The sequence below is a fragment of the Thiocapsa sp. UBA6158 genome (genome assembly GCF_002423035.1).
Lineage (GTDB): Bacteria > Pseudomonadota > Gammaproteobacteria > Chromatiales > Chromatiaceae > Thiocapsa.
Genome location: NZ_DIUM01000020.1, coordinates 16,534 through 33,034, shown reverse-complemented (window position 1 = coordinate 33,034; position 16,501 = coordinate 16,534). Strand labels below are relative to the sequence as shown.

The 16,501-nt window shown below is 64.1% G+C and carries 17 protein-coding genes; 12 read left to right on the top strand and 5 right to left on the bottom strand.

Going from position 1 to position 16,501, the window contains the following annotated elements:
- Nucleotides 1–119: 119 nt before the first annotated feature.
- From B4N44_RS02980 to B4N44_RS02960, 5 genes are read left to right on the top strand one after another with little or no spacing between them, the layout of a single operon-like run.
- Nucleotides 120–1,463 carry a hemolysin family protein gene (locus tag B4N44_RS02980; protein WP_296696788.1) on the top strand — a complete coding sequence of 448 codons (1,344 nt, stop codon included), beginning with the start codon at nt 120–122 and terminating at the stop codon, nt 1,461–1,463.
- Complete coding sequence (locus tag B4N44_RS02975; protein WP_296696786.1) at nt 1,456–2,808, top strand: hemolysin family protein; 1,353 nt, start codon at nt 1,456–1,458, stop codon at nt 2,806–2,808. Before B4N44_RS02980 ends, B4N44_RS02975 begins: the two co-directional genes overlap by 8 nt.
- Nucleotides 2,809–2,830: 22 nt before the next feature.
- Nucleotides 2,831–4,195, top strand: a complete 1,365-nt coding sequence (locus B4N44_RS02970; protein WP_296696785.1) for a hemolysin family protein — start codon at nt 2,831–2,833, stop codon at nt 4,193–4,195.
- Between the two features lie 48 nt (nt 4,196–4,243).
- Nucleotides 4,244–4,762, top strand: a complete 519-nt coding sequence (locus B4N44_RS02965; protein ID WP_296696783.1) for a universal stress protein — start codon at nt 4,244–4,246, stop codon at nt 4,760–4,762.
- Complete coding sequence (locus B4N44_RS02960) at nt 4,645–5,220, top strand: universal stress protein (protein WP_349681058.1); 576 nt, start codon at nt 4,645–4,647, stop codon at nt 5,218–5,220. The genes B4N44_RS02965 and B4N44_RS02960 overlap by 118 nt, the downstream gene beginning before the upstream one ends.
- 140 nt (nt 5,221–5,360) lie before the next feature.
- Here the strand turns inward: B4N44_RS02960 and mgtE are convergent, their stop codons facing one another.
- Nucleotides 5,361–6,773, bottom strand: coding sequence for a magnesium transporter (mgtE, locus tag B4N44_RS02955; RefSeq protein WP_296696780.1), 1,413 nt, complete (start codon nt 6,771–6,773; stop codon nt 5,361–5,363).
- A 169-nt stretch (nt 6,774–6,942) separates the two neighbouring features.
- Between mgtE and B4N44_RS02950 the strand changes: the two genes are divergently transcribed.
- The 4 genes from B4N44_RS02950 (at nt 6,943) to ureG (ending at nt 10,004) form a co-directional block, all read left to right on the top strand.
- Complete coding sequence (locus B4N44_RS02950; protein ID WP_296696779.1) at nt 6,943–8,160, top strand: phosphatase PAP2 family protein; 1,218 nt, start codon at nt 6,943–6,945, stop codon at nt 8,158–8,160.
- Nucleotides 8,161–8,250: 90 nt separating this feature from the next.
- Nucleotides 8,251–8,709: an urease accessory protein UreE gene (gene ureE, locus B4N44_RS02945; RefSeq protein ID WP_349681059.1), complete on the top strand. Its 459-nt coding sequence runs from the start codon at nt 8,251–8,253 to the stop codon at nt 8,707–8,709.
- Nucleotides 8,693–9,379: an urease accessory protein UreF gene (locus B4N44_RS02940; protein ID WP_296696775.1), complete on the top strand. Its 687-nt coding sequence runs from the start codon at nt 8,693–8,695 to the stop codon at nt 9,377–9,379. Before ureE ends, B4N44_RS02940 begins: the two co-directional genes overlap by 17 nt.
- A gap of 10 nt (nt 9,380–9,389) precedes the next feature.
- Nucleotides 9,390–10,004 (top strand): urease accessory protein UreG, encoded by a 615-nt coding sequence (gene ureG / locus B4N44_RS02935; protein WP_296696774.1) that lies wholly within the window; start codon nt 9,390–9,392, stop codon nt 10,002–10,004.
- 78 nt (nt 10,005–10,082) lie between these two features.
- Here ureG and moaE read toward each other — a convergent pair whose 3' ends face one another.
- Nucleotides 10,083–10,553 carry a molybdopterin synthase catalytic subunit MoaE gene (moaE, locus tag B4N44_RS02930; RefSeq protein WP_296696772.1) on the bottom strand — a complete coding sequence of 157 codons (471 nt, stop codon included), beginning with the start codon at nt 10,551–10,553 and terminating at the stop codon, nt 10,083–10,085.
- Between the two features lie 238 nt (nt 10,554–10,791).
- Between moaE and B4N44_RS02925 the strand changes: the two genes are divergently transcribed.
- Complete coding sequence (locus B4N44_RS02925; protein ID WP_296696770.1) at nt 10,792–11,217, top strand: hypothetical protein; 426 nt, start codon at nt 10,792–10,794, stop codon at nt 11,215–11,217.
- 49 nt (nt 11,218–11,266) lie between these two features.
- The gene (locus tag B4N44_RS02920) at nt 11,267–11,521 is read left to right on the top strand and encodes a hypothetical protein (protein ID WP_296696768.1); all 255 of its coding nucleotides are present in this window, start codon (nt 11,267–11,269) and stop codon (nt 11,519–11,521) included.
- 7 nt (nt 11,522–11,528) lie between these two features.
- Here the strand turns inward: B4N44_RS02920 and B4N44_RS02915 are convergent, their stop codons facing one another.
- The 3 genes from B4N44_RS02915 to glgB all read right to left on the bottom strand — a co-directional run bounded on the left by B4N44_RS02915 (nt 11,529) and on the right by glgB (nt 14,945).
- A complete protein-coding gene (locus B4N44_RS02915) occupies nt 11,529–12,101 on the bottom strand; it encodes an NnrU family protein (RefSeq protein WP_296696766.1) in 573 nt (190 codons plus the stop codon).
- Nucleotides 12,102–12,198: 97 nt separating this feature from the next.
- The gene (locus B4N44_RS02910; protein WP_296696765.1) at nt 12,199–12,657 is read right to left on the bottom strand and encodes a YaiI/YqxD family protein; all 459 of its coding nucleotides are present in this window, start codon (nt 12,655–12,657) and stop codon (nt 12,199–12,201) included.
- Nucleotides 12,658–12,671: 14 nt separating this feature from the next.
- Nucleotides 12,672–14,945 carry a 1,4-alpha-glucan branching protein GlgB gene (gene glgB / locus B4N44_RS02905; protein WP_296696764.1) on the bottom strand — a complete coding sequence of 758 codons (2,274 nt, stop codon included), beginning with the start codon at nt 14,943–14,945 and terminating at the stop codon, nt 12,672–12,674.
- 271 nt (nt 14,946–15,216) lie between these two features.
- Between glgB and glgC the strand changes: the two genes are divergently transcribed.
- Entirely contained in the window at nt 15,217–16,488 is a 1,272-nt protein-coding gene (glgC, locus tag B4N44_RS02900) for a glucose-1-phosphate adenylyltransferase (protein ID WP_296696762.1), read from the top strand.
- Nucleotides 16,489–16,501: the final 13 nt, after the last annotated feature.

Sequence of the window (16,501 nt, the reverse complement as noted above, 5' to 3'; positions counted from 1 at the left end):
CCCGACGATACCGACTCCGCGGACCCCCACAGTCCGGGCTTTGTCCCGGCCCCACAGTACCCGACCGACTCGGTACCTCGCCGTTCGAGCCGCTGTCGCTGCCCTGGCGGAGCCGCACCATGAGCGTCTGGATGTTTCTCGTCGTCGGCATTCTGATCCTGATCAATGCACTCTATGTCGCGGCCGAGTTCGCGATCGTGGGTGCTCGTGCGAGTCGCGTCGAGCATTTTGCCCGGCAGGGACATCGGCTCGCGGCGGCACTCTTGCCCATCGTTAAGGACACGACGCGCCTGGACCGCTACATCGCCACCTGCCAGATCGGGATCACACTCTCCAGCCTGATCCTCGGCGCCTTCGGACAGGCGACGATCGCGCTTGCGCTCGGTGCACTCCTGGTCTCGGACTGGGGGATGGAGACGGTGGGCGCCTATGCCTTGTCGGCGACCATCGTCCTGGTGGTGTTGACCTCGACTCAGGTCGTGCTCGGTGAGCTGATCCCCAAGACGGTGGCGCTCCAATACCCGGTCGGGACGGCCATGTACACCTACCTGCCGATGCGCTGGTCCTTGGTCCTGTTTTATCCCTTCATCGGACTGCTCAACGGGAGCGGCAACCTGATCCTGAGACGGTTCGGCATCGACCCGGAGGTCAGTCATCGGCATGTCCATTCTCCGGACGAAATCGAGCTGCTGATCCGCGAGAGCAACGAGGGCGGGATGCTGGAGGCCAAGGCGAGCAAGCGTCTGCGCGAGGTGTTGCGCCTGAGCCGCCACACGGTGCGTCAGTTCATGGTGCCGCGGCGACAGATCGCGAGTCTGGATCTGGCCGCACCGCTCGATGAGCTCTTGGCCGAGATTGACGCGTCGCCCTACACGCGCCTGGTGGTCCACCGGGGCGGGCTCGACAACGTGCGTGGCTTCATCCATGTCAAGGATCTGGCGATCGCGACCGCCGGCGGGCGCGAGATCCTCGCGCTTCAGCCGCTGGTCCGCCCGCTCCTGGCGCTGCCGAACCGCTTGACCCTGGATCGGGTGCTGGGGCAGATGCGTGATCGACGCGCCCGCATTGCACTGGTGGTGAGCGAATACGGCGACGTCGAGGGTCTCATCAGCCTGGAAGACATCGTGCGCGAGCTGATCGGCGAGCTCTCCGACGAGTTCAAATCCAACAGCGAGCTTGCACCCGAGCAGCTCGACGACAACCGTTGGCGCCTGCCCGGACGTCTCCCGCTCGACGAGGCGATCGATTGGGCACGCCCCTACACCGACCCGGTCGTTTGGCACGACAGTCAAGCCGAGACCCTCGCCGGCTGGTTGCTCGAGCAGCTCGGCAACATCCCGGAGGTGGGCGACAGGCTCGAGGTGATCGGCCTTGCGTTTGAGATCGAGGCGATGGATGGCCCGGCGATCGCATCCGTCGTGGTCCGGGTCGTCGGCGGCGCATCGGGAGACGCTCATGCATGAGCTCTGGATCGTCCTGATCATCGTCATGGCCTTGGTGGCCCTCAACGGACTCTTTGTCGCCGCCGAGTTCGCCATCATCGGCACCTCGCGCGCCGCGATGGCCGCGCGGGCGGAGGCGGGCGATGCGCTCGCACGGCGGATCGCCCGCATCCTCGACGACCCGGCGCGACTCGATCGCTACGTCGCCACGGCCCAGCTCGGCATCACCTTCGCAAGCCTAGGCTTGGGGATGTACGGCGAGCACACCCTGGCCGGGTACTTCGAGGACTGGCTTGTGCTTGCGGGATTCACCGACCTGGGCGCGCTCATGACGGCGCACGGGCTCGCGGCGGTGCTGGCCATTATCGCGATCACCTATCTGCATATCGTCTTGGGCGAGATGGTCCCCAAGGCGCTTGCGCTGACACGGCCCATGACGGTCGCCATGTGGGTCACCCCGCCCATGCTGGTGATCGGCTTGATGCTTTATCCCTTGGTCCGCGCGCTCAATCTCACCGGAAACCTCCTGCTTGGTCTGGTGGGCTTCAAGCGCGGGCGCAGCGCGGCACACTATCTGGGCCAGGACGAGCTGGAGGCGCTCGCCCGCGAGAGCCAAGAGAGCGGCCTCTTGAGCGAGGAGAGCGGTCGGATCTTCCTCGAGCTTGCCGACTTCAGCGAGATCGCCGCCGTGCAGGCGATGGTGCCGCGGGTGCGCGCGAGCGGGATCCCGGTCGGCGCAACCGACGCCATGCTCCGCGAGATCCTGCATCGGCATCGACACACCCGTTATCCGGTCTACGAGGGCAGTCTCGACCAGATCATCGGGACCATTCACATCAAGGATCTGATGGCGCTGCTGCGCGCGGGCACCGGCCTCGATCCCGCGGTGGTCCGAGAGACCGCTTACCTGCCCGAAACCGCGACCTTGGACGATGTCCTCGCCGCAATGGACCGGGTGCACAACCAGATGATCGTGGTCATGGACGAGCACGGCGGGACCGCGGGCATCCTGACGATGGAGGACATCTGCGCCGAGGCGGTCGGGGATATCGAGGAGGGTGTCGAGGACGTCCCGGATGTCTTGCCGGTGGGTACCTCGGGTTATCAGGTCCAAGGCACGGTGCGCCTGGATACACTCGGCGATCTGATCGGGCGCGAGCTCGAACACCCCGAGATCGACACCGTCTCCGGGCTGATCCTGAGCGAGCTGGGCCGCCCGCCCGTGCTCGGGGATGCGGTCCGGTGGAACGGCCTGCACTTCGAGGTCAGCGGTCTCTTCGGCCGCGGTGTCCGCCAGGCCACCCTGACGTTCGAGGTGCCGGAGGCCACCGCCGATCGGGATGCCGAGCCGGAGGATGCGGACTGATCCTTGACCTCTGCCAGAGACCATGGAGATTCTAGTTCTTGTCGTCCTGATCCTTCTCAACGGCCTGTTCGCCATGTCCGAGATCGCGCTCGTCACCGCGCGACGGGCACGCCTCGCCCGACTTGCGGACGATGGCGATCGCGCTGCCGCCATTGCGGTGCGACTCGGCGAGGAGCCGAACCGGTTCTTGTCGACGATCCAGATCGGCATCACCTCGATCGGCATCCTCAGCGGGATTTTCGGCGAGGCGGCACTCGCCGAGCCACTCGCGATCGGGCTACAGGGGCTCGGCATGGAGCAGCGCACCAGCGAGGTCGGCGCGACAATCCTGGTCGTGGTCATGATCACCTATGTCGCGATCGTCGTCGGCGAGCTCGTGCCCAAGCGTATCGGCCAAATCAACCCGGAACGCATCGCCCGCTTGGTCGCACGACCCATGTACCTGTTGTCGATCGCCTCGCGCCCCTTCGTCCACTTGCTCGCAGGCTCGACCGCGCTGCTGCTGAGGCTGATCGGTCAACGCGAGACCCCGGGGCCGACCGTCACCGAGGAAGAGATCCACGCCATGTTGGAAGAGGGATCGGACGCGGGCGTCATCGAGAAGACCGAGCACGTCATGGTGCGCAACGTCTTCCGACTGGACGATCGCCAGATCGGCTCGCTCATGGTGCCACGCTCGGAGGTCGTCTGGCTTGATGTGGGTCGACCGCTGGAAGAGAACCTTGCGCTCATCGCCGAGTCATTTCACTCGCGCTTCCCCGTGTGCGAGGGCGGCCTGGACGACATGATCGGCATCGTGACCTCCAAGCAGCTCTTCAACCAAACGCTCACAGGCGAGCAGGTCGATCTGCAAAAGGATTTAATGGCGCCGGTCTATGTCCCGGAGTCGCTCACGGGGATGGAGCTGCTGGACCAGTTCCGCAGCTCGGGCAGTCAGATGGTCTTCGTCGTGGACGAATACGGCGGGGTCGAGGGTCTGGTGACCTTACGCGACGTGATCGAGTCGGTCACCGGCGAGCTTCTCCCCCAGAGCACGGAAGAATCCTGGGCCGTGCAGCGCGAGGACGGCTCCTGGCTGCTCGATGGTTTGATTCCGATCCTCGAGCTGAAGGACCGGTTGGGAATCAAGCGTGTCCCCGAGGAAGAGAAGGGCCGCTATCACACGCTCTCGGGAATGATGATGTGGCTGCTCGGCCGCTTGCCGAGCACGGGCGACATCTCCACCTGGGAAGGTTGGCGCTTGGAGGTCATCGACCTCGACGGTAGGCGTATCGACAAGGTCTTGGCGACTGCGCTGCTCGAGTCTGCTGTCGAGCCGGCCGCTGCGACGGACGGGGGGCCGTCCTCGACCGAAACGGAAGCCAACGGCGAGTGGCCGAAACCATGAGAAACGATAGCGATGACCGACCCGGGGACGGCGATATCGGAGTCTGATATGGAACGATTCAAGAAGATCTTGTTCGTCGTCGATCCCGAAAAGTCCTGTCAGCCGGCGCTGGAGCGTGCTGTGGCACTGGCGGCGCACAACCAGGCCGATCTCGCGGTTGTCGCGGTCATCCCTCGCCTGCATGCGGGCATTCATCTGTCCGGCGACGGGACGACCTCCGACGATCTGCAAGGCGCAGCGCAAGCCCAACAGCGGGTGCGCCTGAGCTCTCTGATCGAGCCGTATGGGCGGCGCCACCGAATTCGGACCGATGTCTTGATCGGCACGCCGTACCTCGAGATCGTCCGCGAGGTCTTGTCCGAGGGGCATGACCTGGTGATCCGCCCCCCGGACGGTGCGGCCTCGTCGGGCAGATTGATCGGCACCGATGAGATGAACCTTTTGCGCAAGTGCCCTGTCCGGTGTGGCTCATCAAGTGCAGGGGATCAGGCTCCTTCCGGCGAATCCTGGCGGCCGTCGATGTCGGCGACAGCGACCGACCCGGCGAGGAGACGCGTCATGCCATGAATTGCCGGATTCTGGAGGTCGCGAGCGCGCTGGCCCGGTCCGAATGCGCGGAGCTGCATGTTGCCTATGCCTGGGACGCGGTCGGCGAAGCCCTCATGCGCGGGACCACGGTCGACACGCCGGAGAAGTACGTCGCGTCCTATGTCAGGCAGGTGAAAGAACGCGGCGCAGCCAATTTGGAGGCACTTTTGGGGGAAGTCCCCGAAGTCGCGGTCCCGCTCGCGTCCGATTGTCCGAAGCTGAAGACACATCTCGTCAGGGGAAGCGCGCGCAAAGAGATCCCCGCACTGGCCAAAAAACTCGACGTCGATCTTGTCGTCATGGGTACCGTCGGCCGCACCGGCATCCCCGGCCTGATCATGGGCAACACCGCGGAAACGATCCTGCAGCAGGTCGATTGCTCGGTGTTGGCCATCAAGCCGCCCGGTTTCGTCACTCCTGTGACGCTGGATGCCTGAGGACAGGACTCCGACCGCAGCGACGATCAACCCCTTGTGGACAGCCACGCTGTCGACGATCCCGTCGAGGCTCACGCCGAACAAGAGCTGCGGAGCGGAGTGGGTGCGGATGTCGAGCACATCGATGTTTCGCACAGCGCTCAAAGGTAAAGCAGCGAAGCGACCAGAAAGAACACCAGGACCGCGAGAATGTCATTGCCTGTGGTGATGAAGATGCCCGTCGCCATCGCCGGATCGATGCGGAAGTGGTGGAGGATCAACGGAACCGCCGCGCCCATGGTCACGGCGAGCAGTGTGACGAGGGTCAAGGCGACGCCTGCCGTGAACGCCAGACGCAGCGGGTCCGCGACACCCACCAGGGGTCCCGCGACAAAAACGATCGCGGCGAGGATCAGGGCCGCGATCGACCCGTTCAGCAAGGCCGCAAGCATCTCCTTGACGAGACGCCAGGGCAAATCACCGATCCAGAGTGTGCCGGCCGCGAGGCCCTGAATGGCGACCGTCGCGGCCTGGATCCCGGCGTTGCCGGCCATCGACATGACGATCGGGATGAAGCTCGCGAGGATGGCCGCGGCAGCGATCTGCGCCTCGTAGGCGTTGATGACGCTGCCCGAGACGAGCGCACCGACCAACCCCGCGAGCAGCCAAGGCAGGCGGTTCTTCACGATGCCGAGCACCGGGTCGTTGGGCCGTGCGTCGGGCGAGACGCCGCTGAGCAGACGCACGTCTTCTTCCGCCTCGTCGCGGACCACGCGTTGCAGCTCGTCGGCGGTGATGCGCCCGAGCAGACGACCCTCGGCATCCACGACCGGCACCGTGACGAGGTCGTTCTCCGTGGTCACCCGCACGACCTCTTCCTGATCCATATCCGAGCTGACCGAGACGAGATCGGTGCGCATGACCTGCTCCACCGGGATGTCGCTCGGGCGCAGCAGCAGGTCGCGAAGCTTCAGATAGCCGAGGAGCCTGCGGTCCGCATCCACGACATAGACCGCCGAGAGTTTCTTGATCAGATCGGCGCGACGACGCACCTCGGCCACGACCTGGCCCACGCTCCAGTCCGGCGGCACCGCGACCAGCTTACGGGTCATGATGCTGCCGGCGGAATCCTCCTGATATGCCTTGAGCTCGCGGATGGCATCGGCCTCGCGCAGGTGCGGGATGAGCCGCTCCTGGACCTCGTCGGGAAGCTCGGTCAGGACCTGGACCACGTCCTCGACATCCCGGCCATCGAGGATCTCGGCGAGGCGCTCGATCGTGGCGTCTTCGAGCAAGGCGCCGCGAAAATCGGTGTTGAGCCCCGCAACCACCTTTGCTGCGGGTCCGGCCGGCAAGACCAAAAAGAGCTTGCGCGCACGCTTCAGTGGAAGCTGCACGAGCAGCTCGACGATGTCGCGCGGATGCCAGGTTCGCAGCAGACGGCGAATCTCCTCGCGCTCACCCGCCTTGATCAAGCGCCCGATGGCCTTGACCACCGGACGGTTCACGTCGAGTGTCTCGCCGGGCCGGCCGCGGGTCCAACGCAGCCGAGGCGCTTCGGTGGTCTCTGTCATGGCTGAGGCGGTCCCGGGGTGTGGCATTGCTGATCGGCGTTTCGGAGATTCGAAACCCGCCGGAGTGTGGCAAGACCGACGGATCAAATCAAATCCGACCGGGTTATGATGTCGCCGAAACCGATGGCGTTCTGGCTCAAGCACTTCGACTGAGACACAAGAAAGGCCCATGTCCCAAACCACCGCACCGCGTCGGGATTGGATCCCGCAAGGCATCGCCCTCCTCCTGATTGCCCTGGTCGGAACCCTGCCCTTCTGGCTCACCGACCTGGACATCCAAGTCGCCGCGCTCTTTTATCACCCGGAGGCGGACGACCCTTGGTTCGAGGCCCAAGCGCCGCTTTGGTCCTTCCTCTATGTCGCCTCGCCGCTCCTGACCGGCTTCGTCATGCTCGGCGGACTGCTCGTTCTCGGTGCCGGGGCGATCTGGCCGTCATTCAGACGGCTGCGCTGTTACGCGATCCTGCTGATCGTCGCGACCATCCTGGGACCCGGACTCATCGTCAACGGCGTCTTCAAGGACAACTGGGGACGGCCGAGACCGCATCAGATCGAGCAGCTCGGCGGAACGCGCGACTATATCCCCCCGCTCGCGATCGCCGAGCACGGCGACGGCAAATCCTTCCCGTGCGGACACAGCTCGATCGGCTACATGCTCGGCGTCTTCTTCATCATCTGGCGCAAACGCAGGCCGGCGCTCGCCTGGACGGCGCTCGCGGGCTCGCTCGCCTTCGGCAGCCTGCTCGGAATCGGGCGGATGGCCGCGGGCGATCACTTCCTCTCGGACGTCATCTGGTCCGGGGTCATCGCCTACGGGATTGCCTGGGGGCTCTATTATTTCGTCCTGCGCATCCCGAGGCGCGAGGCCGACGAGGCGGCGGCACCGCCGTCGCCGATACCCCGGCTGCGACGCCCCAAGTTGACGGTGGCGGCCTACGCCCTCGTCGCGGTCTTGATGGTCGGAGCGGTGCTCTTGGCGACGCCGCTGAAGAACGTGCAGATCCAATGGGTCCGGCCGGGCGATTTCGATCCACAGCCCAAGGTCTTGCGCCTGGTCGCCGATCAGGCCTATGTGATCCTCTTCTGGCCGGGCGGCGCACACCGCACGGCCGAGATTCGCTTGGAGGCGCGTGGTTTCGGGCTGCCCTGGAGCAAGGTCGAGCCTGAGTTGACCGGCGATCATCAGGTGCTGACCTATCGGGTCAGCCACCAGGGGGTCTTCACCGAGAAGGACACCAAGGTCGTCATGGGGATCGTCGCGCACGATTGGGATCGGGTCGAGGTGCGGATCGACTCGGGCGACATCCGGGTCCATCCATCGCAGGACCCGTTGCCCGAGCTCGACCTGCAGACGGGCGACGGCGAGGTGATCCGGGTCGACCCCTGATCGGCGACGCACGCGTAGCGATCGACAACCACCTGCGAGGACCGCAGTCTTGACCACAACCGGGGCGAAGCAGTGCCGCAATCCGAACCCTTGATCCGCTTCATTCGCACGACCGCCGCGGATATCCCGGCGGATGTGACCCTCACGCTCACGTTGGAGCAGCGCACGCGCTGTCGGCTGCGCGTCATGCTCGACGACGGCCGGGAGGCCGGACTCTTTCTGCCCCGCGGCACCATCCTGCATCACGGGGACGCACTGATCGCCGAGGACGGGCTGGTCGCACGCATCATCGCCGCACCGGAGCACCTCTCGCGCGTGGAGAGCACGGAGCCGCTGCTGCTCGCGCGTGCCTGCTATCACCTTGGCAACCGGCATGTACCCCTGCAGATCGAGCCCGGACGACTCAGCTACCGACAGGATCAGGTCCTCGACGAGATGGTGCGCGGTCTCGGACTCGAGGTCAGGCTCGTGGACGCCGCCTTCGAGCCGGAGCCCGGTGCCTACGGCGCTCAGGGCGCGGATCATCCGGGTCATGCACACGAGCACTGAGGGGGCCTTGCCCCTGTTGCGCCTGATGCATCTGGTCAGCCCCGGGCTTCCGGTCGGCGGCTTCACCTACTCGCAGGGCATCGAGTGGGCGGTCGAGACCGGTTGGATCCGCGATGCCGACGACTTGGAGGGCTGGATGGCCGAACAGATCGGGAACAGTCTTCGGTATCTGGACCTCCCGCTCTTGGTGCGGATGCAGGCGGCGGCGCTCGATCACGATCGAGCACGGATGGGCGGCTGGGTCGACAGACTCTTGGCCGGGCGGGAAACCGCCGAGCTGCGGCGCGAGGAATCCGATCGCGGACGCGCGCTCGCCGATCTGCTCATCGCCTGGGGGCTGGAGGATGCGCTCGCCTGGAAACCGCAGCTCGCCCGGAGCCAAGCCGCCGGATTCGCCTTCGCTGCGGCGTCCTGGCGGATCGAGCCGCGCGATGCGGCGTCCGGCTATGCCTGGAGCTGGCTCGAAAATCTGATCCTGGCCGGAATCAAGCTCGTGCCTTTGGGCCAAACGCGGGGCCAACAGACCCTGGCACGACTGGCAACCCTCATCCCGAGCGCCGTCACCGCGGCCCTGGAGGTCGCGGACGAAGAGATCGGCGCCTCGACTCCGGCCTTGGCGATCGCCAGCTCCGCACACGAGACCCAATACACCCGCTTGTTTCGTTCCTGAAGGAGACACTATGGTCGATGCAACACCCCTGCGCGTCGGGGTCGGCGGTCCCGTCGGCTCCGGCAAAACGGCGCTGCTGGACGCGCTCTGCAAGGCGCTGCGAGAGCGCTATCAGTTGGCGGTGGTCACCAACGACATCTACACCCGCGAAGACGCGGAGTTCCTGATCCGCTCCGAAGCCTTGCCCGCCGAGCGCATCGTCGGCGTGGAGACCGGCGGCTGTCCGCATACCGCCATCCGCGAGGACGCCTCGATGAACCTGGCCGCGGTGGATGATCTGCAGATCCGCTTCCCGGACCTGGACCTCGTCTTCATCGAAAGCGGCGGCGACAACCTCGCGGCCACCTTCAGCCCCGAGCTGGCCGATCTGACCATCTATGTCATCGACGTGGCCGAAGGCGAGAAGATCCCGCGCAAAGGCGGACCGGGCATCACCCGTTCCGACCTCCTGGTCATCAACAAAATCGATCTGGCGCCCTACGTGGGTGCATCGTTGGAGGTCATGGAGCGCGACTCCAAACGCATGCGCGGGGAGCGGCCGTTCGTCTTCACGAATCTGCGCACCGGCGAGGGACTGGAGAGAATCCTCCAATTCATCGAGCATCAAGGGATGCTTGGGGCTTAAACCGCGTCCAGAGCGACATGCGTCATTTACATTCTGCATTTGGCTTCGGGGATGCCCTCGATCTCGGTGGGACGCGGTTTAAGCGTCGGAAGACCCCCCCGCCCAACGCCGCGCCGCGTCGTCGTCCGTCCCGCGTGCATCGACCCAACGCTCGCCCTGTGCAGTCTGCTCCTTCTTCCAGAAGGGTGCGCGGGTCTTGAGGGAGTCGATCAGAAACTCGCAGGCACGAAAGGCCTCGCCCCGGTGCCGACTGCTCACACCCACGAACACGATCGGATCCTGAGGCCTCAGCTCTCCGACACGATGGAGGATGCTGATGTCCTCCAGATCCCAGCGTTGCGCGGCCTCCTCGGCGATGGCGCCGAGTGACTTCTCGGTCATCCCCGGATAGTGCTCCAGGGTCATGGCGGCAACCTCGGCGCCTTCGTTGATGTCGCGCATCAGTCCGATGAAAGTGACCACGGCACCGACTTGCGGCTTGTCGCGGGAGAGAATTTTTTGCTCCTCCGCAATGTCGAATAGGTCGCGTTGAACTCGAATGCGTTGCATGTGCGGTTTCTCCGACGCTGGTGTCCGGGGTTCGACCCCAATCTGCCGGGTCCACTCGGCAGAGGAATCAGGGGGATCCTATACTTTCGAGTGCGAGCGTTTCGCCTCGGCTCCCGCCGGCCTTCGCTCCGATCCAGGCATCGCCCCCGCCGACGGAGAACCGCTCGGGCTTGAATCATGCCCGATGCCGTGCCCCGAGTCCCTGTTTCGTTCGATCATCCACCAAGAGGAAACGACGATGAACTGGAAAGAACAACTCGACAAAGCGGTTGCTGCGGTCAGAGAGGCCGCCACCAGCGAGAACGCACGCGATATCGCGGGCAAGGCGAAGGCGGCGGCGTTGGGTCTGGTCGAGAAGGTCAAAACCGGCGCGGTCGACGCCGCCGATGCCTTCGTCGAGGCCAATCGCGATCCCTCGGCGCTGACGGTGCGCTTCCTGAACGCTGACTTGACCATCGTCTCGCCTGCCGATGGTATCTCGATCACTCGGCCGGATGCCGCGACACTCGTGATCGAGGATGGCTCGGGCAATGGTCTCGTCGTCAACGCGGGGGCCGATCCCGCCTTTGTTGTCGACACGATCGGCACGGTCGCCAAGCTGGGCGACAACACCTTCGACCTGGGTCAAGAAGACGGCGTCAACGTCGTCGTGACCAAATTCTGATCGGTGCGAATCGCGAGGCGCCGAAGCGCCTCGCGATGATCACTCGACGATGCCTCCGCTCATCTCGCAAATCGTCGGGTGGCCACAGCGCGCCATCCACTGGCTCTGTAGCGGTCGAGCCGACTACACCGACTTCCAGCGGCGCAAAGCCACCCCGACCCACAGGACACGGCGCACACTCTGTTTGTTCGTCTGGAGCGGTGCCGCCGTCCTGATGCTGCTCTGCCCGAGCCCCGGCTGTATCGCGACCCTCGTGCTGATCGCCACCTTCGCGAGCTTTTCACTTCTGGACGAACAGCCTTGAACCTCGGTCACCCGATCGGTGCAACGTCCATCAGGAGCTTGTGCAGCCAAAACATGAACAGCAGGTAGAGCCCGATGCCGCCGACGATTGCGATGGCGTCGTTGACCTGATTGGGCGGTGCACCGTAGACGGTCGGGGTCGTGCGATGCTTCAGCGAGATGCGGTCGACAACCGCCCAGGCGAGAAAGGTTCCGAACAGCAGGATGTCGGCAGCCGTGCCGTTGGCGAGCAGGTGTGCCGTTGCCCAGATCTTCACCGCAAGCAACATCGGATGCTTGGTCGCGGACTGGATCCGACCCGGTAGATAAGCGGCAAGCAGTAACGGAAAGACCGGCAGCATCAACAACAGGCTGATATGCCGCATCCAGAGCGGCGGCTCGTAGATGACGACGGGTGACAGGCGGGCGGCCCCGTATCCCGAGACGATCAAATAAAACCCGACCAAGGCCAAGAGCCCATAGACGGCCTTCCATGGGATCTCGCCGAATCGCGCGACCAGATCGGTGCGCCATTGACTGTTGATGATGGACACCGAGTGAATACCGAGAAACAGGACCAAACCGAGGACGAGTACTGCCATCCGAGGATTCCTCCAAAAGCATTGAAAAATGACCTAAACCGCGTCTCGGCAAAATCGTGGGACCCGGCGAGCTCGCGCTCACTCGAAACGCCCCGGATTACGCCGGACGCGGTTTGGATTTCGCGAGAAGACTGTCCAAGGCGTTCGCGAACGCCTGTCGATCCCGCGGTCCGAACGCGGGCGGCCCGCCGGTGTTGATGCCGCTGCCGCGCAGGGTGTCCATGAAGTCGCGCATCGTCAGGCGCTCGCGGATGTTGTCCTTGGTGTAGAGCTCGCCGCGGGGGTTCAGGGCTTGGCCGCCCCACTCGATAACCTCCGCCGCGAGCGGGATATCCGCGGTGATGACCAGATCGCCCGGGGCGAATCGCTTCAGGATCTCATTGTCGGCGACGTCGAACCCGGCGGAGACACGGACGGAACGCACCAAAGACGATGACGGCGTGCTCACCGGCCCGTTCGCCACCAGTGTGATCCGGACGCCAAGCCGTTCCGAGGCGCGAAAAAGGATCTCCTTCACGGCATTCGGACAGGCGTCGGCATCGACCCAGATCTCCACCCGCCGCGAACCCGTCAGCTCGCCTCGGCCGTCACAGGCGAAACATCGGCATCGGCGATCACGGCATCCGTCTCGCTGTCGACCACGGCAGCGGACATCGGCTCATGCACCAGAACGATCCCGGCGAGCGGAGGCAGGGCGATCGGGATGGAATATGGCCGCCCCATCCAGCTCACCGGCTCGGCCTCGACGCCGCCTTGGTTGCCGACATTACTGCCGCCGTAGAGCGCGGCGTCCGAGTTCAGTGCCTCCCGATAGAAACCGGGCTCGGGGACGCCGATCCGATAGTTGGTGCGCGGCACCGGAGTGAAGTTGAATGCGGCGGCGACGATCTGCTCGCCGGAGAGATCCTTGCGCAGATAGCTGAGCACGGATTGTGAGCTGTCGTGACAATCGATCCACTCGAACCCGGAGCCGTCGAAGTCAACCTCATGCAACGCCGGCTGTTCCCGATAGAGCCGGTTGAGATCCGACACGATCTGCTTGACCCCTGCGTGCTGCGGTCGCTCGAGCAGATCCCAATCCATCGCCGCGTCGAAGTTCCATTCGGCGCCGTGCCCGAACTCGCAGCCCTGAAACAACAGCTTCTTGCCCGGATAGCTGAACATCAAGGTATAGAGCAGGCGCAGACTCGCAAACTTCTGCCAGGCATCGCCCGGCATCTTATCCAGCATAGACTTCTTTCCGTGCACCACCTCGTCGTGCGAGAAGGGGAGCACGAAATTCTCAGTGAAGGCGTAGAGAAGGCCGAACGTCAGCAGATCGTGATGATAATGACGATAGATGGGATCCTTCTGCATATAGGACAGGGTGTCGTGCATCCAGCCCATATTCCATTTCATGCTGAAGCCGAGCCCCCCCAGATAGGTCGGACGCGAGACGGCCGGCCAGGCCGTCGACTCTTCGGCGATCATCAGGGTGCCCGGGTGCTGCTCGTGCGTGACGGTATTGAGTTGGCGGATAAAATCCACCGCCTCGAGGTTTTCGTTGCCGCCGTATTTGTTCGGGATCCATTCACCGGCATTGCGCGAGTAATCCAGATACAGCATGGAAGCGACGGCATCCACGCGCAACCCGTCGAGATGGAACTCGTCCAGCCAATAGAGCGCGCTCGACAAGAGGAAGTTCTTGACCTCGTTGCGGCCGAAATTAAAGATCAGGGTTCCCCAATCCTTGTGCTCGCCCATGCGCGGATCGGCGTGCTCGTAAAGGGCAGTGCCGTCGAATCGCGCCAGCGCATAGGCATCCTTCGGGAAATGGGCGGGAACCCAATCCAGCAGCACGCCGATACCGCGGCGATGCAGATAATCGACGAAGAAGCGGAAGTCGTCGGGCGAGCCGAAGCGGGCGCTCGGCGCAAAATACCCGGTGCATTGATAGCCCCAGGAGGCGTCCAAGGGATGCTCGGTGATGGGAAGGAGCTCGATATGGGTAAAACCCAGCTCGATCACATAATCCGCGAGCTGCTCGGCGAGGACCCGGTAATTGAGAAACTCACCGTCCGCACCGCGTTGCCAGGATCCCAGATGGACCTCGTAAACCGAAAAGGGGGAATGCTGCCAATCCGATTTCGCGCGCGCCGCCAGCCAGGCCTGATCGGTCCAACGGAAGCGACTCTCCGGACAGATGAAACCGGCCGTTTGCGGCCGTTCCTGAAACGCCTGCGCGTAAGGGTCGATCTTGACGTGGATGTTGGTCGCACGATCGCGGATTTCGTATTTGTAGAAGCCGCCTTGCCTGATTCCGGGAATGAAAAGCTCCCAAACACCGGTGCCGCCGCGCACACGCATCGGGTGGGCGCGCCCGTCCCACTGATTGAAATCTCCGACGACGCTCACGCGCTCGGCACTCGGCGCCCAGACCGCGAACTGCACGCCCGACACGCCGTCGACGTCGGTCAGGTGCGAGCCCAAAAACCGATAGGCGTGCCAGTGGCGGCCCTCGCCGAAGAGGTGGAGATCGAAATCCGCGAGCTGGGGCGGAAAGCAGTAGGGATCGTGATGGACATGATGGTCACCGGCGGCATCGATCCAGTCGATGCGGTAGCGCTCGGGAACCTTGGACGCCGGACCCTCCCAAAGGAAAAAATCCGTTCCTTCGATCCGGGCGCAGGGCTCGGATGCCTCGACCAAGGCAACCGACTCGGCGCCCGGCAGGAACACGCGGACCACTGCCCGGTTGCCCTCGAGGTGCCGGCCGAGAACCTCGAACGGGTCGTGGTGACGCGCCTCGATGATGCGCTGCAAGGGTTCCGGAACCTTGGGGGCGTGCTGTGTCGCGGTTGCCATTCTGAAGTATTTCCTTCGCTGTCGGCTCTCGATGTCGCCTGCCATCGGCGCTGTCACGGAAACCGTTCGATATCGCGGCGCCGCGCCATGAGTCTGCGGGCTGGCGGCAGACGGGCGCGACAAGTTCGGGGTCTCGTCGGGATCGACGGCCCGTGGTGCGGCTCGAGAAGAACGCGACCACAGGGCAGTGCGCCGACGCTTCGGACCGTCTTGATGTTAACATAAGGGGGACGACTCTCATGCCCTCGCCTAGACCACGACAGGAGGACTTATGCCCCAAACGAATCCCCGGTTCGTCAGCCGCCTGACCCGAAATACCCTGGCGCTGATCCTGGCCGGGGGGCGGGGTTCGCGCCTGATGCACCTGACGGCGTGGAGATCCAAGCCGGCCGTTCCTTTCGGCGGAAAATTTCGGATCGTGGATTTCCCGCTTTCGAACTGCATCAACTCCGGGATTCGCCGCATTGGCGTCTTGACGCAATACAAGGCGCATTCATTGATCCTGCACATCCAGAAGGGCTGGGGATTTCTGCGCGGAGAATTCGGCGAGTTCGTGGAATTGTGGCCCGCCCAGCAGCGTGTTGCGGAGACCGCTTGGTATGCGGGAACAGCCGACGCGGTATTCCAAAACCTCGACATCATTCGCGATCACAACCCGGATTATATCCTGGTGCTTGCAGGCGACCACATCTACAAGATGGATTACGGCGCCATGATCGCCTACCACGTCGAGTCCGGCGCCGATATGACGGTCGGATGTCTCGAGATGGAGACCGAGCGTGCCGGCGAGTTCGGCGTCATGTCGGTCGACAGCGAGGGGCGCGTGCTGCGCTTCGCCGAAAAGCCGAAGGAGCCGGAAGCCATCCCCGGATCGCCCGGCAAGAGCCTCGTCTCGATGGGAATCTATGTCTTCAACCGTGGCTTCCTGTTCGAGCAGCTGATCAAGGATGCCGACACACCGCGCTCCTCGCATGACTTCGGGAAGGACATTATTCCTTCCGTCATCAAACATTATCGCGTTATGGCCCATACCTTCCGTGACCCGCGCAGCGGCGAGCAGGCCTATTGGCGGGACGTCGGTACACTCGATGCCTTTTGGGAGGCCAACCTTGAGCTGATCGGCGTCACGCCGCCTTTGAGCCTCTACGATAAAAGCTGGCCGATCTGGACCTATCAAGAGCAATTGCCGCCGGCGAAGTTCGTGTTCGACGACGAGGATCGACGCGGTATGGCGGTCGACTCCATGGTCTCGGGCGGCTGCATCATCTCGGGCGCCACGGTTCGTCACTCGTTGCTGTTTTCGAACGTCCGCGTCAACTCCTATGCCTACGTGAAGGATTCGGTCGTCCTTCCCGATGTCGTGATCGGCCGAAACTGCACGATCCGCAATGCGGTGATCGATCGTTATTGCCAGATCGACGAGGGAACCGTGATCGGCCTCGATCAGGAAGCCGATCGCAAAGCAGGCTTCTACGTGAGCGAGGGCGGCGTCACGCTCGTGACCCCCGAGATGCTGGGCCAAGACGCCAACCACGTCCGTTGAGGGCTTTGTCCGA